11 protein-coding genes and 1 pseudogene are annotated in these 21,403 nt (G+C 64.5%); 3 read left to right on the top strand and 9 right to left on the bottom strand.

Going from position 1 to position 21,403, the window contains the following annotated elements; all coding sequences use genetic code 11:
* Nucleotides 1-26: 26 nt before the first annotated feature.
* Entirely contained in the window at nucleotides 27-2,225 is a 2,199-nt protein-coding gene (locus QMB55_RS11655; protein ID WP_497588880.1) for a patatin-like phospholipase family protein, read from the bottom strand.
* A 193-nt stretch (nucleotides 2,226-2,418) separates the two neighbouring features.
* Here QMB55_RS11655 and QMB55_RS11650 point away from each other — a divergent pair.
* The 3 genes and pseudogenes from QMB55_RS11650 (at nucleotide 2,419) to QMB55_RS11640 (ending at nucleotide 8,256) form a co-directional block, all read left to right on the top strand.
* Nucleotides 2,419-3,647: pseudogene (locus tag QMB55_RS11650) on the top strand (efflux RND transporter periplasmic adaptor subunit).
* A 6-nt stretch (nucleotides 3,648-3,653) separates the two neighbouring features.
* A complete protein-coding gene (locus QMB55_RS11645) occupies nucleotides 3,654-6,818 on the top strand; it encodes an efflux RND transporter permease subunit (RefSeq protein WP_497588879.1) in 3,165 nt (1,054 codons plus the stop codon).
* Nucleotides 6,811-8,256, top strand: coding sequence for an efflux transporter outer membrane subunit (locus QMB55_RS11640; protein WP_497588878.1), 1,446 nt, complete (start codon nucleotides 6,811-6,813; stop codon nucleotides 8,254-8,256). Before QMB55_RS11645 ends, QMB55_RS11640 begins: the two co-directional genes overlap by 8 nt.
* Nucleotides 8,257-8,347: 91 nt before the next feature.
* On the opposite strand, the gene QMB55_RS11635 is transcribed toward QMB55_RS11640, so the two are convergent.
* The 8 genes from QMB55_RS11635 to gltB form a co-directional block, all read right to left on the bottom strand.
* Nucleotides 8,348-8,632 carry a CC/Se motif family (seleno)protein gene (locus QMB55_RS11635; protein WP_497588877.1) on the bottom strand — a complete coding sequence of 95 codons (285 nt, stop codon included), beginning with the start codon at nucleotides 8,630-8,632 and terminating at the stop codon, nucleotides 8,348-8,350.
* An 82-nt stretch (nucleotides 8,633-8,714) separates the two neighbouring features.
* Complete coding sequence (locus tag QMB55_RS11630; RefSeq protein ID WP_497588876.1) at nucleotides 8,715-10,184, bottom strand: phospholipase D-like domain-containing protein; 1,470 nt, start codon at nucleotides 10,182-10,184, stop codon at nucleotides 8,715-8,717.
* A gap of 5 nt (nucleotides 10,185-10,189) precedes the next feature.
* Nucleotides 10,190-11,794 (bottom strand): hypothetical protein, encoded by a 1,605-nt coding sequence (locus tag QMB55_RS11625; RefSeq protein WP_497588875.1) that lies wholly within the window; start codon nucleotides 11,792-11,794, stop codon nucleotides 10,190-10,192.
* A 90-nt stretch (nucleotides 11,795-11,884) separates the two neighbouring features.
* Nucleotides 11,885-13,714 carry a glutamine--fructose-6-phosphate transaminase (isomerizing) gene (gene glmS, locus QMB55_RS11620; protein ID WP_497588874.1) on the bottom strand — a complete coding sequence of 610 codons (1,830 nt, stop codon included), beginning with the start codon at nucleotides 13,712-13,714 and terminating at the stop codon, nucleotides 11,885-11,887.
* A 16-nt stretch (nucleotides 13,715-13,730) separates the two neighbouring features.
* The gene (glmU, locus tag QMB55_RS11615; RefSeq protein ID WP_497588911.1) at nucleotides 13,731-15,089 is read right to left on the bottom strand and encodes a bifunctional UDP-N-acetylglucosamine diphosphorylase/glucosamine-1-phosphate N-acetyltransferase GlmU; all 1,359 of its coding nucleotides are present in this window, start codon (nucleotides 15,087-15,089) and stop codon (nucleotides 13,731-13,733) included.
* 46 nt (nucleotides 15,090-15,135) lie between these two features.
* The gene (locus QMB55_RS11610; RefSeq protein ID WP_497588873.1) at nucleotides 15,136-15,867 is read right to left on the bottom strand and encodes a YEATS-associated helix-containing protein; all 732 of its coding nucleotides are present in this window, start codon (nucleotides 15,865-15,867) and stop codon (nucleotides 15,136-15,138) included.
* Between the two features lie 158 nt (nucleotides 15,868-16,025).
* Entirely contained in the window at nucleotides 16,026-17,492 is a 1,467-nt protein-coding gene (locus tag QMB55_RS11605) for a glutamate synthase subunit beta (protein WP_497588872.1), read from the bottom strand.
* A partial coding sequence (gltB, locus tag QMB55_RS11600; protein WP_497588871.1) for a glutamate synthase large subunit occupies nucleotides 17,493-21,403 on the bottom strand: 3,911 nt, incomplete at its 5' end. It lies immediately after the preceding gene.

Below are 21,403 nucleotides of genomic sequence, written 5' to 3'. Positions count from 1 at the left end.
CACCACCTCCATTCAAAGATGACGCGTCACGGGGTTCCGATGAACAGGTAAAGGTTGGACGAACTGGCATCGGAACGACCATAGCCGAGGTACACCGGGCCGATGGGCGTTTCGCCGCCGAGATACACGGTCGTCGATTTGAGCCATCCGGTCCGGTTGGTCTCAGTATAGGGCGTCCCGACCTTGCCCGCTTCGAGCGCCAAGCCGGCCCGCATATCGCCGCGCAAACCCAAGGGCAGACGGCCGATGATCTTCTCGAAACGCAGGCTGCCGTAACGGATGTCGTCGCCGATCAATTGCCCGCTGGCGAAGCCCGACAGGTTGAGGAAACCGCCCAGCGCCCCGGCGTCGTAGGTCGGCAGACTGCCGCGCGGCGACCCCTGATAGCTGAGTTTGGCGTTCATCACGTAGTCGCCGATGGCATGCGCCCCGCGCAGGTCGACGAACAACTTGCTGTAATCGCGCGTCGGCGCGTTGAAGTAGGCGATCCGGCTCGACCAGCCGCGCGTGGCGAAATAGAGGCGGTCCATCTGGTCGAAATCGAAGGCGACGTACGCCCCCCCATAGGCTTCCTTCGCCTCGGCCGGCAGGAGGCCGGTCGCTGATCCGGTGCGGATCTGAGACTCCAGCCACTGATAACGCCAGCCGGTACGCACGTGCCCGAGTACACCGACATTGACGCCGGCCCCGAAGGACATTTCGCGCGTCGTCTTGGCGTACTCGGCCTGCCGGTGCCCATCCTGATAGATACCCTGGTTTTCCTTGCTGTACGACAGGGAGGACTCGAAGAAATAGCGCTGCCGCGAATCGAGCGGCTGGTAGTAATCGACCCCGAGCCGGTTCTGCCGGCCGATCTCGCCACCGATCAGGAATTGCCCGCCCAGATTATTGATCCAGGTTTTGTCGTAGGCGCCGCGCAGGGTGTAGGACGAATCGGCCTTGAAATTGGTGTCGAGGTTGATGCCGAAGCGCAGGTAGTCCGGCCCCCAGCGCTTCTCGACCGGCGAAACCCGGAGGATGTTCCGGTCGCGCGCCGAGAGCAGGGTGTAATCGACGGTCTCGTACCAGCCGTCGCCGTACATGCGCAGCATGTCCCGGTTGAGCTGCTCGGCATTCACTTCGTCGCCGGGATTGAGGCTCAGGTGGCGGCGCACCGCCTCGGGATTGACGCGCCGCAGCCCCGCGATCTGGATTTCGTCGACCTGCCTGGCCTTGCCGCGCGCATAACGTAGCTTCCCTTCCCAGGCCGCGTACGTCGCCTCATCGACCGACAAGGCCTGCAGACGCTCGGTCTGAGCCGCTGCCGCGACCCGACCGCGGTCGGCGGCCTCGCCGTTCTTCTGGAAATCGCCTGCGGTGATGCCCGTCAGGTCGGGCTTGATGTAGATGTCCTGTGCCGTCAGCTGCGCCAGCGACTGGCTGACGTTCTGCTCGGTCAGGATGTTGACCATCTGCGCGGTCACGGTCAGCAGGGAGCCGACCGACTCGGCCTTGAGCAGCGGCGAACCGACGTTGACCGCGATCACCACGTCGGCATTGCACAGCCGCTTCACCTCCTGGATCGGCACGTTATCCACCAGGCCGCCGTCGACCAGCTTGCGCCCCTGGTGATCGACCGGCGCCAGCAGCCCCGGGACCGACATGCTGGCGCGCATGGCCATGGTCAGGCTGCCCTCGCGCAGCACCACCCGCTCGCCGTTGCCGATGTCGGTGGCGATCATCGCCACCGGCAAGGGCAGGTCCTCGAGATAGCGTTCGCCCTGATCCGAATGCACCAGGCGGTTGAAGAAGAGCTTGATCTTCTGCCCCGCCACGACCCCACCCTTGTAGGAAACGCCGGCCTCCGTGACGCCGGTTTCGGACCCCGGCATGAAGCGCCGCGACACCGCCTTGTTGCGGTAATTGATCTCGGAATACGGCGGGTTGTCGAGGAACATGTCGTTCCAGTCGGCCGCCGCCATGGCCGAGCGCATCTCGCTCGGCGCCAAGCCGGCTGCGTAGGCGCCGCTGATCAGCGCGCCCATGCTGGTTCCGGCGATGCAATCGACCGGAACGCGCAATTCGCGCAACACTTCCAGCACCCCGATGTGCGCCGCACCGCGCGCGCCACCACCGCCGAGCACCAGGCCGACTTTTGGTCGAACCACCTCCTCGGCCGCCAGCGGCTGCAGGACGAAGTTAAGACATGCCAGCGCGAGCAGCGACAACGCACGCATCGAAATCATGGGACACCACATGGTCGAGAAATGGGACGCCGCACGAAGGCACGGCGCTGCGCATCGTAACAGAAGGCCTCTGGCCTTTGCGCAACAGGGCGGCACAAAGTCTGCTTGCGTTCGGCATGAGAGGCTTGATGAAAGTCATTCCGGGTGCCTATGCTGACATTCTGACTGATCCATAAAGTTCGGGGGAACCTGGATGGAACACAAAGCGCCGGCGACCGCACTCGCCCCCCTTTCACTGCGTTATGCCGTTCTCGGTCTCGCCCTTCTCCTCGGCGGCTGCCGCGAAACGGCCGCGCCCCCGCCCCCGCCAGTGCCGACCGTCGACGTTCTGACCGTCGCCCCGCGCGACGTCCCCATTCACCGCGAATGGGTCGGGACGCTGGACGGCGAAATCAACGCCACCATCCGACCGCAGGTCACTGGCTACCTCGTCAAGCAGAACTACCGCGAGGGCGACCTCGTCAAGAAGGGGCAGGTGCTTTTCGAGATCGACCCGCGCACCTTCCAGGCCGCCGTGGACCAGGCCAAAGCCGTCCGCTCTCAGCAGCAGGCCTTGCACGCCACCGCCGCCGCGAATCTGGCGCGCATCAAACCGCTGGCCGCCAAGAACGCGGTCAGCCGCAAGGACCTCGACGATGCCGTCGGCAGCGAGTTGTCGGCCCGCGCCGCCTTGGAACAGGCGACGGCCGCGCTCGAGACAGCCAGACTGAACCTCGAGTTCACCAGAATCAGCTCGCCGATCGACGGAATCGCTGGCATCGCCAAGGCCCAGATCGGCGACCTGCTCAGTCCTTCGGCGCAGACCGAGCTGACGACGGTTTCACGCATCACCCGGTCAAGGTCTATTTCAGCTTGAGCGAACAGGAATACCTGCGCCACATCCGCAGCGCGCCCAACGCCAAGGCCGAGGACGTCCCGCTCGAATTGATTCTCGCCGACGGCAGTGTCCATGGCGAAAAAGGGCGCTTCCTGCTGCTTGACCGACAGGTCGACACGACCACCGGCACCTTCAAGATCGGCGCGATCTTCCCCAACCCGCACCTGCTTCTCCGGCCGGGATTGTTCGGCAAGGTGCGGGCCACGGTCGGCACGCTGCAGGACGCGCTGCTGGTGCCGCAACGCGCCGTCACCGAAATCCAGGGGCGCTACCTGATCGCCGTCGTCGGCGCAGACAACAAGGTCGAGTTGCGCCCGGTCGTCCCGGGCGAGCGCATCGGCAGCGAGTGGGTGATCATGAAAGGGCTGAAAGCGGGTGAAGTGATCGTCGTCGAAGGCACGCAGAAAGTTCGCCCGGGTTCTCCGGTCGTTCCGCGCCACCCCGCCCCGGCCCAGCCGGGGGCTGCAACGGGCGATGCGACGCCGAAGGACGCCCCTCCTGCCGCAGCGCCGACGGAAAAGCCCGCCCCCGAAGCGAAAGGGTAAGCGACCATGTCCAAGTTTTTCATCAACCGCCCGATCGTGGCGATGGTCATCTCGATCCTGATGACCATCGTCGGCCTGGTGGCGATGAGCGGCTTGCCCATCGCCCAGTACCCGAACATCGTGCCGCCGGAAATCAAGGTCAACAGCACCTACACCGGCGCCGATGCGCAGACGGTCGAACAGGCCGTGGCCACCCCGATCGAACAGCAGATGTCCGGCGTCGACAACATGAACTACATGTACTCGATCAACGCCAACAACGGGCAATCGACACTGACCGTCAACTTCGACATCGCCACCGATCCGAACACCGATCAGCTGCTGGCGCAAATGCGCAAGGGCCAGGCCGAGGCGCAACTGCCTGCGGACGTGCGCAACCTCGGCGTCACGGTGCAGAAATCAACCGCCTCGCCGCTCCTCCTGTTCGGCATTTACTCGCCGAACAACACCTATGACAACGTTTTTCTCGCCAACTACGCCTACATCAACCTCAACGATCAACTCACCCGGGTCAAGGGCATCGCCAGCGTCACCATCTTCGGTGCCGGCCAGTACGCCATGCGCCTGTGGGTCAATCCGGACCAACTGGCCAAACTCAACATCACGATTCCCGAGATCGTCAACGCGGTCAACGCGCAGAACACCGTCAATCCGGCCGGCACGGTCGGCGCCGAGCCGGTACCGCGCGGGCAGGAATTCACTTACGCCGTCCGCGCCCAAGGCCGGCTGCAAACGCCTGAGGAATTCGGTGCCATCGTCGTACGCGCCAATCCAGACGGCTCGATGGTGCGGGTACGCGACGTCGCGCGCATCGAACTCGGCGCCCAGACCTACAGCATGGAAGGCCGCCTGAACGGCAAACCGGCGGCAGTGCTGGCGCTGTACCAAATGCCAGGCGCCAACGCCCTCGAATCGGCCGCCGGCGCCAAAAAACTGATGGCCGAGCTGAAGGAAAGTTTCCCTCCTGATCTCGATTACGTCATCGCCCTCGACACCACCAAGGCCGTCACCGAAGGGATCAAGGAAATCCAGCAGACCCTGATCGAAGCGCTGGTGCTGGTCATCATCGTCGTCTTCGTGTTCCTGCAAGGCTGGCGCGCGACCTTGATTCCCTTGCTGGCGGTGCCTGTTTCACTGGTCGGGACCTTCATCTTTTTCCCGGCTTTCGGATTCTCGATCAACACCCTGTCGCTGTTTGGCCTGGTTCTGGCCATCGGCCTCGTGGTCGATGATGCCATCGTCGTGGTCGAAGCCGTTGAGCACCACATGGAACATGGACTGTCGCCGCGCGAGGCAACACTGAAAGCCATGGAGGAAGTCACCGGGCCGGTCATTGCCATCGCCGTCATCCTTTCAGCGGTCTTCGTTCCAACCGCGTTCATCCCCGGCATCACCGGTCAGCTTTATCAACAGTTCGCGGTGACCATCGCCATCTCGGTCATTCTCTCGGCCTTCAATGCCCTGACCTTGAGCCCTGCCCTGTGCGCACTGCTGCTCAAGCCCAAGGGCCAGAAGCGCGGGCCGTTGCAAGCCTTCTACGACGCCTTCAACCGCGCCTTCGGCCGGGCCACCCAAACGTATGTTGGCGTCTGCCGCTTCGCCATCCACAAGACGCTGCTCAGCCTGCTGTTCCTGGTCGGGGTGACCGTTGCCACGGGCTTCTTTGGCAAGCATGTGCCGACCGGCTTTCTGCCCGAAGAGGATCAGGGCTACGTCTTCGCCGGCATCCAGCTGCCTGACGCCGCCTCGCTGCAGCGCACGAGCGAAATCGCCCGCCAGGCCGAGGAAATGATCAAGGCCACGCCGGGGATCGAGCACGTGACCGCCGTCATCGGCTACAGCATGCTGAGCCAGGTGCAGAACACTTACAGCGCCTTCTTTTTCGTCACCCTCAAGGACTGGAAGGACCGCAAGGCTCCGGAAGAAAAGTACGAGGCGATCAAGACGAGCCTGACGCGAAAGCTCGGTAGCCTGAGCGGCGCCATCGGTTTCGCTTTCCCGCCTCCAGCGATTCCTGGCGTCGGCACCTCGGGCGGGGCGACCTTCATTCTTGAGGATCGCGCCGGCAAGGACATCGACTTCCTCGCGGTCAACACCAATAAATTCGTCGAGGCGGCGCGCAAACGGCCAGAACTGGCCAGCGTGACGACGACCTTCCGCCCAACCGTGCCGCAGATTTTCGTCGATGTCGACCGCGACAAAGTGCTCAAGCAAGGGGTCAACATCAACGACGTCTACAAGACCTTGCAGAGTTTTCTCGGCAGCGGCTTCGTCAACTACTTCAACCGCTTCGGCCGCCAATGGCAGGTCTATATCCAGGCCGAAGGCGACTATCGGACGAACATCGAGAACATCGGCCAGTTTTACGTGCGCAACGCCAAAGGCGAGTCCGTTCCGCTCTCCGCGCTGACCAGCATCCGCAACATCACCGGCCCCGAGTTCACGATGCGCTACAACCTCTACCGTTCGGCGCAGATCAACGCCTCCGGCGCCCCCGGCTACAGCTCGGCACAGGTCATGCGCGCACTCGAAGAGGTGTTCGCCGAAACGATGCCCAAAGACATGGGCTACGACTACATGGGCATGTCCTATCAGGAATGGCGCGCCCAGCAGGGCATTTCGCCGATGGTCATCTTCGCCTTCTCGCTGCTTTGCGTTTTCCTCATCCTGGCCGCGCAGTACGAAAGCTGGGCGCTACCGTTCTCGGTACTGCTCGGTACTCCGATTGCGGTTGCCGGAGCCTTTGGTGCCCTGTTCCTACGTGGGCAGGAAAACAACATTTACGCGCAGATCGGCCTGGTCATGCTGATCGGCTTGGCGGCCAAGAACGCCATCCTGATCGTCGAATTCGCCAAGATGGAATACGACAAGGGCAAACCTTTGCTGGAAGCCACGCTCGAAGGTGCGCGCCTGCGCCTGCGCCCGATCCTGATGACGTCCTTCGCCTTCATCCTCGGCTGCGTGCCGCTCGCCATCGCCTCGGGGGCCGGGTCGATCTCGCGGCAGGTGATGGGCAGCACGGTGATCGGCGGCATGCTGGCGGCCTCTTTCGTCGCGATCTTCATCATTCCGGTCACCTTCTTCGTGGTCGAAAAATTTGCGCACCGCCAGGCGCCGCCAGCGGATTCGCCGGCGGAAGTCCCCGGAGATAAAGGAGATCAGCATGCGTGAGACGCTCACCGCCTGCACGCTGGCGTTGCTCGTCACGGGCTGCATGGTCGGCCCGGATTATGTCCGGCCGGTCGTCGACACGCCGCCCACCTGGCGCATCAACGAAAGCGAGGCGCGCGACACGGCCAATACCGCCTGGTGGTCGCAGTTCGGCGATCCGCTGCTCAACACGTTGATCGACGAGGCCGTGCGCGAGAATAAGGACCTCCTCATCGCCTCGGCGCGCATCGACGAATACGCCGGACGCTTGGGCGTTACCCGCGCCGACCTGTTTCCTCAGATCGGGCTCGGCTATGACGTCGCCCGGCAGAGAAACACCCTACCCGGCACGACGACCAAGGGGATCTACAACAGTTACGACACCTTGCTCAGTGCCAGCTGGGAAATCGACCTGTGGGGCAAACTGCGCCGCCAGGACGAAGCCGCACGTGCGCAGCTGATCGCCAGCGAAGAGGGGCGACGCGGGGTGCTGCTCACGCTGGTTTCCGGCGTTGCCGGGGCTTACGTCAACCTGCGCGACCTCGACCGGCAACTCGAGATCGCCAGCGATACCGCCCGCACCCGCGAAGCCTCGTACCGTCTGTTCCAGGATCGCTATGCCGGCGGCTTGATTTCGATCCTCGAACTGAGCCAGAACAAGTCGCAATACGACGAAGCGCTGGCGCGCATCCCGGCCCTCGAACAGTCCATCGCCTTGCAGGAAAACGCGCTCAGCGCCCTGCTCGGACGGAACCCAGGCCCTATCGCACGCGGCAAGAACATCGACGAGCTCACACCACCGGTCATCCCGGAGGGCTTGCCATCGACGTTGCTCGAACGCCGCCCCGACCTGCGCGCTGCAGAACAGCAGTTGATCGCCGCCAACGCTTTGATCGGCGCAGCGCGCGCCGCCTATTACCCGAGCATTTCGCTGACCGGCGTATTCGGCGTCGCCAGCGGCAGCCTGTCGAACCTGTTCTCGGGCGCATCGAAGGTCTGGCAATACGCCGGCGCGGTCAATCTCCCGATTTTCACTGCCGGCAAGATCGGCAGCCAGGTCGAAATCGCCGAAGCGCAACAACAGCAGGCACTGTTCAGTTATCAGAAGGCGATCCAGACCGCTTTCCGCGAGGTTAACGATGCGCTCATCGCACAGGATCGAACCCGCGCCCAACTCGAAGCACAAGGTCAGCAAGTCAAGTCGCTGCAGGAGTACACCGACACCGCCCGCCTGCGCTACGACAACGGGTACACCAGCTATCTGGAAGTGCTGGACGCCGAACGCGGGTTGTTCCAGGCGCAATTGCAGTACGCGCAGACACAGCAGAAACTGCTGCAGGCCATGATCGACCTGTACAAGGCAATGGGCGGAGGCTGGCCGGAAGGGACGTCAACCGCATCGACCACTGGGGAGTCGCGCCCGAACGCGGCGCCGGGGGGCAACGCCGCGCCCCAATAGCCCGTCGCTCCGCCCCTGTCCAGGAGGCGGCTTAACCGCCGCCACCCGTTGAATCGAGCAAGCCGCCGCGCCCGTCAGCCGGAGGGGGTACTCAGCAGAGCTTCCAGCCGTCGATGAACAGCTGGCGGAAGCCGAACAGGTTGCGCAGTTTGATCACGTAATTTCCGTCTGGAAAGCAGTTCGGAACATAGACCGTCACCCCCTGGACCGAATGCTGGGCGTACTTGTCGGGATCGACCTTGGGGGCGCCGAAATGCACACCCGGCGATTCGGTCACCGAGATGCAGCAGCCGCTGAATTCGCGCACCGGGTCGATCGACAGCGGCTGGTTCTTCGCCTGGATCATGGCCAGGGCTTTATCGTCTATGGTCAGCATGGAAGATTTCCTGAAGTAAACGGTTCCTGAAAGCGGCTACCCTGCTGCCGCTCACATCCACATTCGTCTTTGCGGCCCGACATCAAAGCTGGAACGCCAGCCACAGGAGCAGGCCCTCGGCCAGTTCACGCAGAACCCCGGGCCGCTCGGCGTGATAGACCGTCGATTCGCGCCGCCGTTCATCGATCCAGCGGGAAAAATCGCGCACCGCGCGACGGTCGTAGAACGCCACCATCAACTCGTAATTGAGGAAGAGGCTACGCCCGTCGAGATTGGCCGAACCGACCAGCGCCAACTCCTCGTCGACCACCACCGCCTTGGCATGCACCATCCGGGGGTGCAACCAGACACGCGCGCCAGCCGCCACCAGCTCGCGCAAGCCCCGGTGACGCGCGAAGTCGGCCAAACGGTGGTTCGAGCGTCGCGGCAGGACGAGGTCGACCTGCACGCCACGTCGGGCCGCCAGGGCCAGCGAACTGATCAGCGAGGGATCCGGAACGAAGTACGGGGTCACGGCCAGGATACGTCGGCGCGAGGTGAAGCCGGCCGAAACCAGCAGCGTCAGGATTGTGTCATCGACCCGGTCGGGACCGCTCGGCACCAACTGCGCCAGGGCTGAGGTGTTCTCGGCGGGCGGGAGCGGCGGCGCGAGCGGAATCTCGGGCAGCAGGCGCTCGGTGGCAAAGGCCCAGTCCTCCTCGAACTGCAGCGCGGCCTGGGCGGCGAGTTCGCCGCTCAAGTCGAAGCTGAGGTCGAGCCAGGCTTGCCCGCCGATCAGCGGGCGCAGGTCGGCGGTGAAGTATTCGCCGGCGAGGTTGCGCCCGCCGCACCAGAGGATCTGGCGATCGGCGACGACCAGCTTGCGGTGGTTGCGCAGGTTGGTGCGGCCGCGCTTGGGCGAACGGAAAGGCGGGACGAAGCGGACCACTTCAACGCCGGCGGCGCTCAAACCGGCGATGTCCGGCAGCCCCCCGAGGTAAATGCCGATCCCGTCGATCAACAGCCGCACCCGCACGCCGGCCAGGGCCTTGCGCTTGAGGTGTTCGGCCACGGCTTCGCCAAGCGCGTCGCGGGAAAAAATGAACGTACTCACTTCCAGCGTTTGCTGCGCCCCGTCGATGACCCGGTGCAATGCGGCAAGGGCTTGCTCGCCGTCGGCATGGACCTGCAGCGCGTCGTAGGCGACGGCTGGCGGGAGCCCCATCGCCACTCCGAGCTGCTGCGAGCGGTTGGCGGTCGTTTGGCGCGAGTTGGCGTAATGCGGCGCGACCGCAGCGGCGGCCTTGCGCACTGCCCCGTGGTTGGCCTGGCGCAGGTGCACCTTACGGCTGCCGAAAGCGAGGTAAAGCGGCAGCACGACGATGGGCATGAGCAGGATGCCGAGCACCCAGGCGATCGCCGCCGCGGGGTGACGGCGCTGATGCAGGCTGTGCGACGCCACAACGTAAATGACCAGGCCAACGACGACCAGGAGGGTGTACAACAGCTCCCAGTGGCGATCGATCAACTCGATCAGCAGGCCCGGGTAGGCGAAGACGCTGCGGGTTTCCATGGCGCTCAGGGGCGCGGCGATCCCGGTCGGCGACGGCGCCAGGCGCGCAGCGCCCACGCCGCCAGCCCGGCAAGCAGGACACTGCCGACCGCCAACGCGTAATCCGAACGCAACAAGCGGCGTTCGGGCGTCAGAGGATCCTTAAGCTCGACAGGGAAGGGACGCGGCCCGACCGGGACGATCTGCCGCTGCGCCGGATCTTGTGGCAGACGCGCACGGTACTCGTCGACTCCGGCCACGGGATAGGTCCCAAAGGCACGGCTGGAGGGAAACTGCGGTACACGGACAAGGTGGATGGCCTCGATGTCCTCGGCCAAGGCGCGCTCGAACGGCGACAGCGTACGCCCCGTCTGGCCGCTGGCCAGACGCAGCAGGTCAGCACCGGCCTGCTCGAAGGCTTGCGCCGGAAAGAGCCGTGTCTGGTCTTCGGTCAGGTAGTCGAACAGCGCCTTGCCCTTTTCCAGGCTGCCAGTGGCCAACGCTCCGCCGGGCAAGGCCAGCGCGGCTTTCCACCAGCTCGTGGCGCCCTGCGCCGGAACCTGCCAGTCGAGGCTGCGCAGCGTCGAGACGCTAATTCCGGTGCAGTTGGCGACCGCATGCTGATAGACGAACTGGTGCCGGTAAAACTGGTTGAAGACGCGCGCCAGGGCTGAGTGCAGGTGGTCGGCTGTGCGCGATTCGCGCAGGGTGACGACCAGCATCCACGATGGCCGATACCAGGACTGGCCGCTGTTGAGGTCGCCGAGGTAGCCGTCGAGCGGCTGCAAGGCCGCGATGATGCCTTTTTCGCTCTCGGAGTCGAGCGTGTAGTAGTTGGCGACGAGCCAATCGTGCATCTCGCCCTGAGCCCCGACGCGACCGGTGAGCAGCGCGAAATGCCCGCCGTGCGCCTCGTCGTCATCGCCCTGAGCGCCATTGAGCATCAGCCCTAGAACGGCTTGCCCGGGGCGTGGCGACGCCGCTTCCGGCGAGCGCTGCCAGAGCAGACGGGCGTCGAAGCCCCCATGCGCTTCGCTGCGCACGGCATCGCGCAAGGCCGCCGGCAGGGTTTCCGCTGCACCAGGCAAAGGGGCTAGCGCAGGCGCCAGCGGCAAGCGGTAGTCGGCCGGCCAGAGGCTGCGGGCAACGAAACGCCGGCCATCGTCGCCAAACGTTCCGCGCAGGCGCAACTCGCGTCCGGCGAAGTAGCGCGTGCTCGCGGCGTTGTAATACGAACGGTTGGATGCCAACTGCGGGGCCAAGGCGAAGTCCAGCGTCGCGGTCGGCGTTTGCCAGTGGCGCCCCTCGGGATCGAGACGCGCCTTCGGCAGAGAATCCGGTGAGGCAGCCCAGACCAGGCTCGGATAATCGGGCACCTGCCCAAGCGGCGTCGCCGCATGCCAGCTGCGCAGATCGTCGACCGCGCGCAGTTCCCGCGCATAGCTGGCTTGCGGCAAACCTTCGCGCGGAATGGCGATGGTTTCCTTGCGGAAGAACCACATCGCCTGCGGCAGCCCGGCGCAATCGGCGCAGTCGCCGCGCACTAGGCGGAAATCCGCCGCGGGCAGCAGACCATAGGCCGGAACCGAAGGCGGCGCCTCGTCGGCCGAAAATGCGGCAAACGACGTCATGAACAGCATGCCTCCCAATAAACGCCTGATCATCCGCATTTCAGTTCACGCTCAGACAAGAAGCACGGTGCGCCCCCGGACGACGCGGATTTACTCGACGGTCACCGATTTCGCGAGGTTGCGCGGCTTGTCGACGTCGGTTCCACGCACCAGCGCCACATGATAGGCCAGCAGTTGCAAGGGGACGACATGCAGCAGCGCCGAAAGCTGGCCGTAATGCTCGGGCAGGTGCATCAGATGCACGCCCTGCGAGGCTTCCATCGAACTGTCGGCGTCTGCGAAGACGTAGAGCTCGCCGCCGCGCGCCCGCACTTCCTGCAGGTTGGACTTGAGCTTTTCGAGCAGCGCATCGTTGGGCGCCACGGCAATCACCGGCATGTCCTTGTCGACCAGCGCCAGCGGGCCATGCTTGAGTTCACCCGCCGGGTAAGCCTCGGCGTGGATGTAGGAGATTTCCTTGAGCTTCAGGGCGCCTTCGAGGGCGATCGGGTAGTGCCGACCACGGCCGAGGAAGAGCGCGTCACGCTTCATCGCGAAGTGTTCGGCCCAGGCTTGAATCTGCGGTTCGAGTTCGAGGATCTTGCCCACTGCCACCGGCAAATGGCGCAGGGCCTGAAGCTCTGCCGCCTCGCGCGCTTCGGTGAGGCGGCCGCGCAGCTTGGCGAAGATCAGCGTCAACAAGTAGAGCGAAGCGAGCTGGGTGGTGAAGGCCTTGGTCGAGGCTACGCCGATCTCGGGGCCGGCACGGGTGACGAAGCGCAGGCGGTTCTCGCGCACCAGCGAGGACTCGGGCACGTTGCAGATGCACAGCGTGCGCGTCATACCGCGCGCCTTGGCGTGCTGCAGCGCCGCCAGCGTGTCGGCGGTCTCGCCCGACTGCGACAGGGTAACGACCAGGGTATCGGGATCGGCGACCGATTCGCGGTAGCGATACTCGCTCGCCACTTCGACCGAACACGGCACCCCGGCGATCTCTTCAAGCCAGTAGCGAGCGACAAGTCCGGCATGGTAGCTCGTTCCGCAAGCGATGATCAGCACCTGGCGCACACCATCGAGCACCTCGGCGCAGTCGGCGCCAAACAGTCCGGGCTGGATGCTGCGCGCGGCGGCCAGCATCTCCAGCGTGTTGGACAGCGCCACCGGCTGCTCGAAGATTTCCTTCTGCATGTAGTGACGGTACTGGCCGAGCTCGACGGCATCGGCCGAGAGGTGCGACTCACTCACCGGGCGCTCGACCGGCGTGCCGTCGACACGGGTGATGCGATAGCCGCTGCGGGTGAGTTCGGCACAGTCGCCGTTGTCGAGGTAGACGATGCGCCGCGTGACCTGGATCAGCGCCGAGGCGTCGGATGCTGCGTAATGCCCGTGCTCGGCGATGCCGAGCAGCAAGGGCGAACCTTCGCGGGCGACGACGATGCGCTCGGGGTCATCCTCGCGCAGCACGGCGATCGCGTAAGCGCCTTGCAGCTGTGCAATGGCGGCCCGCACCGCGGTGAACAGGTCGTTTTGCGTGCGCAATTCCAGCGCGATCAGGTGAGCGACGACTTCGGTGTCGGTGTCCGAGGTGAACACGTAGCCCGCCGCCTGCAGGCGGGTGCGCAGCTCCTCGTGGTTCTCGATGATTCCGTTATGCACCACGGCCAGACAATCGGAGATGTGCGGATGGGCGTTGCGCTCACACGGCACGCCATGCGTCGCCCAACGCGTATGGGCAATGCCGGTCGCACCGGCGGCCTGGGTCTCGTCGACCTGCGCCGTCAGTTCGGCGACACGCCCGACCGCGCGCAGGCGGCGCAGCCCGGAAGCATCGATCAAGGCCAGACCGGCCGAATCATAGCCTCGGTATTCGAGCTTGCGCAGGCCTTCGAGGAGTTGGGGAACGATATTGCGGTCGGCGACCGCGGCGACGATGCCACACATACGAGAATTCCTTGAGTTATTTCTTGGTTTTCACCGGGCGCGTCCAGCCCGGAATCGACATTTGTTTGGCTCGCGACAAGGTCAGCGTATCGGCGGGCGCCTCCTTGGTCAGCGTCGTCCCGGCACCGAGCGTCGCGCCGCGACGGACGGTGACCGGCGCCACGAGCTGGGTGTCCGAGCCGATGAAAACGTCGTCCTCGATCACCGTCTTGTGTTTGTTTGCACCATCGTAGTTGCAGGTAATCGTTCCGGCACCGACGTTCACCCGCGCGCCGATCTCGGCATCGCCGAGGTAGGCGAGATGATTGGCCTTGGAGTGCGCGGCGATCGTGCTCTTCTTCACTTCAACGAAGTTGCCGATGTGCACGTCTTCGGCCAGCACCGTTCCCGGACGCAGGCGGGCGAAGGGGCCGATGCGCCCGTCCGGGCCGACGACCGCGTCCTCAATGTGGGTGTAGGCTGCGATCCGCGCACCGGCGGCAATGCGCGCGTTCTTGATGACGCAGTAGGGGCCGACCTCGACCGCTTCAGCCAATTCGACCGAGCCTTCGAAGACGCAGCCGACGTCGATGAACACATCGCGCCCACAGGCGAGTTCGCCGCGTACGTCGAGGCGGGCCGGATCGGCCAGACGCACCCCCTGCTCAAGCAAGCGTCCAGCGGTGTTCAACTGGGCCACGCGCTCGAGTTCGGCCAACTGCACCTTGCTATTGACGCCGAGGACTTCCCATTCGGCGTCGGGCTGCGCGGTGCGCACCGGCACCCCGTCGGCGACAGCCATGGCGACGAGGTCGGTGACGTAATACTCACCTTGTGCGTTGTCGTTCGACAGGCGCGCCAGCCAGTCGGCCAGGCGTGCGGTCGGGAAGGCCATGATGCCGGTGTTGATCTCGCGGATCGCGCGCTCGTCGGGCGTCGCATCTTTCTGCTCGACGATGCGCGCCACCGTTCCATCGGCCTGGCGCACGATGCGACCGTAGCCGCTCGGATCGTCGAGCTCGACGGTGAGGATGGCGAGCGCGTCCTGCGCCGCATGCAACAGGCGCTGGAGCGTCTCTGCCCGGATCAGAGGCACATCGCCGTAGAGCATCAGCGTCGCCCCCCCCGGAACGACGTGCGGCATCGCCTGTTGCAGCGCATGGCCGGTACCGAGCTGCGGCGCTTGCAGCGCCCAGTTGAGGTCGGCATCAGGGAAGGCCGCGCGCACGGCGTCGCCACCGTGGCCGTAGACCACGCTGAGCGAACTCGGGCGCAAGCTGCGCGCGGTGTCGATGACATGCCCGAGCAGAGATTTTCCAGCGATCGGATGCAACACTTTGGGCAGGTTGGAGTGCATGCGCTTGCCCTGGCCGGCGGCGAGGATGACGATATTCATGTGATAAGCGGTAAAGAAAAGATGGAACGACTCAAGCTCGGAACGTTCAGGCACGCTCCTCCTGCCCCGACAGGATTTCGCCCAGCAATTGCTTGCCGCGGGGCGAAACGCACCAGTGCAGGATGTTCTTGTCGTTGATGCGGGTTTCGATGATGCCCAGGCTCTTGAGCAGGGCCAGACGACTGCTGACGGTTTCCCGCGCCAGACCCGTTTTCTCGGTCAGGCCGGCGAGGTTGCCGTAAACGTAAGGCTCGGCCGCCAGGGCGCGCAAAATCTCGACGTCGTTGTACGCCAGGGTTTCTTTCGTCGCCTCGGCCCGGCCGTTCGACGTTTCCGAGGCGGCGAACGGCTCGGCGACCGGCACGGCCTCGCTGCGCGCCTGCTTGAGTGCCGCGACTTCGCGCCGCACCTGATCCACCTGACCAAGCAGGCGGTTGGCGACGTTCTCGAACAGGCGGCGCGAGGCGACGACGTAGCACAGGCAGAAACCGGCGAAAACAAAAAAATCCACCGGCCGGGTGCGCGGCGCTTCAAGCAGGTTGCTCGAAATCATGTTCAGGAACAGCGGCACGGTCAGCGCGGAAATCACACCGAGCACCGGATAGCGCGCCCAATCGCGGCCATCACGCATGCGCTCGGGGCGGTCACTGAGGAAGTAATTGGCCACACCGCCGAGCACGCCGGCCAGGAGCATGATCAACAGAATGATCAGCATGTGACCGTCCAGCGTGGTCGACAGCGCCGTCACCTGCATCGACTTCTGCAATTCCGGATTCATTGTTATCCCCCCGCTGAACAGCCGCTACTATGCCATAGCCGGGCGCCAAGCCAAAGCGACGGGACGTGGCAAGCCACGGATTTCGGACGAAAAAACGCCGGGCAAAGCCCGGCGTCAAGACCTTCCGGAAGAGAAGCCTGCGTCAGCGAATCAACGACTCAGCGCGGCAATGCGCTCTCGCCCATCAGGAAGGCATCCACCTCGCGCGCGCACTGGCGGCCTTCGCGGATCGCCCAGACGACCAAGGACTGGCCGCGACGGGCGTCGCCCGCAGCAAAAACCCGCGGCACGCTGGTCGCGTAACAACCGGGGCCGTCGGTCGTCGCCTTGGCGTTACCACGCGCGTCCTTTTCGATGCCGAAAGCGTCGAGCAGACCGGCCACCGGGTTGAGAAAGCCCATGGCCAGGAACACCAGGTCGGCCTTGAGCGTCTGCTCACTGCCCGGCACTTCGACCATTTGCCCGCCCTGCCACTCGACGCTCACGGTCTTGAGCGCCTTGAGCACGCCCTTCTCGCCGATGAACTCCTTGGTGGCAACGGCAAAGCGGCGCTGCGTGTCGCCTTCAAGGTGCGAGGAGGAGGTACGCAGCTTGAGCGGCCAGTACGGCCAGGTCAGCGGCCGGTTCTCCTCATCCGGCGGCTGCGGCATCAGCTCGAGCTGAGTCACCGAGGCCGCACCGTGGCGATAGCTGGTGCCAACACAGTCAGAACCGGTATCGCCGCCGCCGATCACCACCACGTGTTTGCCCTTGGCGTTGATTGGGTTGGCCTTGCCGCCCGCCACCTGCTTGTTCTGCGGGATCAGGAACTCAAGGGCGGCATAGACGCCCTTGAGCTCGCGCCCCGGCACCGGCAAGTCGCGCGGCACTTCCGAACCGGCGGCGACAACCACCGCGTCGAAGTCCTTCAGCAATTGCTCGGCGGCGACGAACTCGGTCGCATCAAAGGCCACTCCGGCCGGAAGCGCCTTGCAGCCGACCATGGTCTTGGTCTTGAAGACCACGCCCTCGGCTTCCATCTGTTCGACACGGCGCGCAATCAACGCCTTGTCCAGCTTGAAGTCGGGAATGCCGTAGCCCAGCAGTCCACCGGGACGGTCGTTCTTCTCGAACACGGTCACGCTGTGCCCGACGCGCGCCAGTTGCTGCGCGGCGGCGAGGCCCGCCGGCCCCGAGCCGACGACGGCCACCGTCTTGCCGGTCTTGACCTTGGGCGGCTGTGGCAGGATCCAGCCCATCTGCCAGCCCTTGTCGACAATGGCGTGCTCGATCGACTTGATGCCCACGGCCTCGGTGTTGATGTTCAACGTGCAGGCCGCCTCGCAGGGCGCCGGGCAGATCCGGCCGGTGAAGTCGGGGAAATTGTTGGTCGAATGCAGCACTTCGAGCGCCTGTTTCCACTGCCCGCGATAAACGAGGTCGTTCCAGTCGGGGATGACGTTATTCACCGGACAGCCGTTGTTGCAGAACGGCACGCCGCAGTCCATGCAGCGCGCGCCCTGAATTTTGGCCTGGTCGTCGTTGAGCGTGGCGACGAACTCGCGGTAATGCTTCAGGCGCGCCTTCGGCGGCTCGTAGGCCTCGGAGAGGCGCTCAAACTCCATGAATCCAGTCGGCTTTCCCATTTATGCGGTCTCCAATTGCTTTTGCGCGGCCATTTCGCTGAGCGCGCGGCGGTATTCATGCGGCATCACCTTGACGAAACGAGCGCGGAACGTCGCCCAGTCGTCGAGGATCCGGCGCGCCTGCGGGCTGGCGGTCAGCTCGGCGTGCTTCTCGATCAAGCCCTTGAGCAGGGCTTCGTCGGCCATTCCGAGGTGACGCACGTCGACCTTGCCGTGGCTTTCGAGCTCGTCGCCCGAAGCGCTGCCCTTGCGTGCGGCAATTTCCTCTTCGACCGGCTCGAGCGCCACCTGGGCCATGTTGCAACGCGAGGCGAAGCTGCCTTCCTCGTCGAGAACGTAGGCCACACCGCCTGACATCCCGGCCGCGAAGTTGCGCCCGGTCATGCCCAGCACCACCACCGTGCCGCCCGTCATGTACTCGCAACCGTGATCGCCGACGCCCTCGACCACCACCGTGGCGCCCGAGTTGCGCACCGCGAAGCGCTCGCCAGCAACGCCCGAGAAATAGGCCTCACCCTGGATCGCGCCGTAAAGCACGGTGTTGCCGACAATGATGTTCCGGGTCGTCTCGCCCGAGAAATCGGGGTTCGGACGCACCACGATGCGCCCACCGGAAAGCCCCTTGCCGACATAGTCGTTGCCTTCACCGACGAGGTCCATGGTCACGCCATGCGCCAGGAAGGCGCCAAAACTCTGTCCGGCCGTGCCGTTCAAGGTCACGTGGATGGTGTCGTCCGGCAGGCCGGCGAAGCCGTATTTCTCGGCCACGCGCGACGACAGCATGGCACCGACGGTCCGGTTGGCGTTGCGGATCGGCAGGTTGATGCGCACCGCCTTGCCCTTCTCCAGCGCCGGTTTGGCAAGGTCGATGAGCTGGTTGTCCAGCGCCTTGTCGAGACCGTGGTCCTGGGTACCGCTGTGCAGCAACGGTTCGCCCGAGGGATTGGCCGGACGATGGAAGATGCGGGCGTAGTCCAGCCCCTTGGCCTTCCAGTGCGCGATGCCCTTCTTCATGTCGAGCAGGTCGCTGCGCCCGATGATTTCGTCGACGCGACGCACGCCCAACTGCGCCATCAGTTCGCGCAACTCCTCGGCGACGAAGAAGAAGTAATTGACGACATGTTCGGGCTGGCCGGTGAACTTGCGACGCAACTCCGGGTCCTGCGTCGCGACGCCGACTGGGCAGGTGTTGAGGTGGCACTTGCGCATCATGATGCAACCCTGAACCACCAAGGGCGCGGTGGCAAAGCCGAACTCGTCGGCCCCGAGCAGGGCGCCGATGAACACGTCGCGACCGGTCTTGATCTGCCCGTCGACCTGCACCCGAACACGACCGCGCAAACGGTTGAGGACCAGCGTCTGCTGCGTTTCCGCCAGCCCCAGCTCCCAGGGTGAACCGGCGTGCTTGATCGACGACAGCGGGCTCGCACCGGTGCCGCCGTCGTGGCCAGCGATCACCAGGTGGTCGGCCTTGGCCTTGGTCACCCCGGCGGCCACCGTGCCGACGCCGACTTCGGAGACCAGCTTGACCGAGATCGAGGCCTTGCTGTTGGCGTTCTTCAGGTCGTGGATCAGTTGCGCCAAATCCTCGATCGAGTAGATGTCGTGGTGCGGCGGCGGCGAGATCAAGCCGACCCCGGGGACGGAATGGCGCAGGAAGCCGATGTACTCGCTGACCTTGTGGCCCGGCAGCTGACCGCCTTCGCCCGGCTTGGCGCCTTGCGCCATCTTGATCTGCAGCTGGTCAGCATTGACCAGATACTCACTCGTAACGCCGAAACGACCGGAAGCGACCTGTTTGATCGCAGAACGCAGACTGTCGCCATCCTGAAGCGCGTAATCGCGCTCAATGCGCCCCTTGCCCAGCACCTCGGAGACCAGTTGACCGGCCTTGACCGGCTTGAAGCGCGCCGGATCCTCGCCACCTTCGCCGGTGTTCGACTTGCCGCCGATGCGGTTCATGGCGATGGCCAGCGTGGTATGCGCCTCGGTCGAGATCGAACCGAGCGACATTGCGCCAGTGACGAAGCGCTTGACGATCTCCTTAGCCGACTCGACCTCATCGAGCGGCACCGCCGGACCGAGCGGCTTGAGTTCGAACAAACCGCGCAAAGTCATGTGGCGCTGCGACTGGTCGTTGATGATGCGCGCGTATTCCTTGTAGGTGTCGTACTTGCCGGAACGGGTCGAATGCTGCAGCTTGGCGATCGCATCCGGCGTCCACATGTGCTCGTCGCCGCGAATACGGAAGGCGTAATCGCCGCCCGTTTCGAGCATGCCGGCCAGCACCTGATCGTCACCGAAGGCCTTCTTGTGCAGACGGATCGCCTCTTCCATGACTTCGAAGACGCCAATCCCCTCGACCTGCGACGAGGTGCCGGTGAAGTATTTGTCGACCATCCTCTTCTGCAAGCCGATGGCCTCGAAGATTTGCGCCCCGGTGTAGGACATGTAGGTCGAGATGCCCATCTTGGACATGACCTTGAGCAAGCCTTTGCCGATGCCCTTGACGAAGTGCTTGACCGCCTTGTCACGCGCCTCGACATCCTCTCCGGCCAATTGCTGGATGGTTTCCAGCGCCAGATAAGGATGCACGGCTTCGGCGCCGTAGCCGGCGAGCGTAGCGAAATGATGCACTTCACGCGCCGCACCGGTCTCGACAACGAGGCCGGCACGGGTACGCAGCCCCTGCGTAACGAGGTGCTGATGCACCGCCGAAGTGGCCAGCAGCGCCGGGATGGCGACGTGATCCTTGTCGAGCAGGCGGTCGGAGACGATCAGCAAGCCACAACCACGCTCGACGGCGTCCTGCGCCTCGGCGCACAGCGAAGCCAGGCGCGCTTCGACGCCTTCCTTGCCCCAGGCCAAGGGGTAGCAGATGTTGAGTTCGGCCGAGCGGAATTTCTCGTCGGTGTAAGTCTCGATGTTGCGCAGCTTGGCCATGTCGGCCTGCGACAGCACCGGTTGCGAGATTTCCAGACGATACGGCGGATTGATCTCGTTGATCCCGAGCAGATTGGGTTTCGGGCCGATGAACGAGACGAGCGACATCACCAGCTGTTCGCGGATCGGGTCGATCGGCGGGTTGGTGACCTGCGCAAAGAGCTGGCGGAAGTAGTTGAACAAGGTCTTATCCTTGCTCGAGAGGACGGCGAGCGGCGAGTCGTTGCCCATCGAGCCGGTCGCTTCCTCGCCCGTCTTGGCCAGCGGATCAAGGATGGTCTTGAGGTCTTCCTGGGTATAGCCGAAGGCCTGCTGCCGATCGAGCACGGTGGTCGCCAGTTCGGGCGACTGCACGTCGGCCGGCGCCGGCAGTTCGTCGATCTTGATGTTGATGCGCGAGATCCACTCTTGGTAGGGCTTCTGCCGCGCCAAGGTTTCCTTGAGTTCGAGGTCGTCGATGATGCGGCCCTGATCGAGATCGATGAGGAACATCTTGCCCGGCTGCAGGCGCCACTTCTTGACGATCTTTTCGTCAGGGATCGGCAGCACTCCGGCCTCGGAGGACATCACCACCATGTCGTCGTCGGTGACGAGGTAGCGTGCCGGACGCAGCCCGTTGCGGTCCAGGGTGGCCCCGATCTGACGCCCGTCGGTGAAGGCCACGGCAGCGGGGCCATCCCACGGCTCCATCATCGCCGCATGGTATTCGTAGAAGGCGCGACGCTTCTCGTCCATCAGGGTATGCGCTTCCCAGGCCTCGGGAATCAACATCATCATCGCGTGGGCCAGCGAATAGCCGCCCATCACCAGAAGTTCGAGCGCATTGTCGAACGAAGCGGTATCCGACTGCCCCGGGTACATCAGCGGCCAGATTTTGTCGAGGTCACTGCCCAGCAAGGGCGACGACGTCCCCTTTTCGCGCGCGCGCATCCAGTTGTAGTTGCCGCGCAGCGTGTTGATCTCGCCGT

The sequence above is a fragment of the Propionivibrio sp. genome (assembly GCF_041441355.1).
In the GTDB taxonomy this organism is placed as follows: Bacteria; Pseudomonadota; Gammaproteobacteria; order Burkholderiales; family Rhodocyclaceae; genus Propionivibrio.
The sequence above is the reverse complement of the archived record's forward strand: the minus strand, read 5'-3'. Positions and strand labels throughout refer to the sequence as shown.

Coding starts and splice junctions, on each gene's coding strand:
- QMB55_RS11640 (WP_497588878.1), top strand. CDS start 6,811: ATGCGTGAGACGCTCACCGCCTGCACGCTGGCGTTGCTCGTCACGGGC.
- QMB55_RS11655 (WP_497588880.1), bottom strand. CDS start 2,225: ATGATTTCGATGCGTGCGTTGTCGCTGCTCGCGCTGGCATGTCTTAAC.
- QMB55_RS11610 (WP_497588873.1), bottom strand. CDS start 15,867: ATGAATCCGGAATTGCAGAAGTCGATGCAGGTGACGGCGCTGTCGACC.
- glmU (WP_497588911.1), bottom strand. CDS start 15,089: ATGAATATCGTCATCCTCGCCGCCGGCCAGGGCAAGCGCATGCACTCC.
- QMB55_RS11645 (WP_497588879.1), top strand. CDS start 3,654: ATGTCCAAGTTTTTCATCAACCGCCCGATCGTGGCGATGGTCATCTCG.
- glmS (WP_497588874.1), bottom strand. CDS start 13,714: ATGTGTGGCATCGTCGCCGCGGTCGCCGACCGCAATATCGTTCCCCAA.
- QMB55_RS11630 (WP_497588876.1), bottom strand. CDS start 10,184: ATGGAAACCCGCAGCGTCTTCGCCTACCCGGGCCTGCTGATCGAGTTG.
- QMB55_RS11605 (WP_497588872.1), bottom strand. CDS start 17,492: ATGGGAAAGCCGACTGGATTCATGGAGTTTGAGCGCCTCTCCGAGGCC.
- QMB55_RS11635 (WP_497588877.1), bottom strand. CDS start 8,632: ATGCTGACCATAGACGATAAAGCCCTGGCCATGATCCAGGCGAAGAAC.
- QMB55_RS11625 (WP_497588875.1), bottom strand. CDS start 11,794: ATGACGTCGTTTGCCGCATTTTCGGCCGACGAGGCGCCGCCTTCGGTT.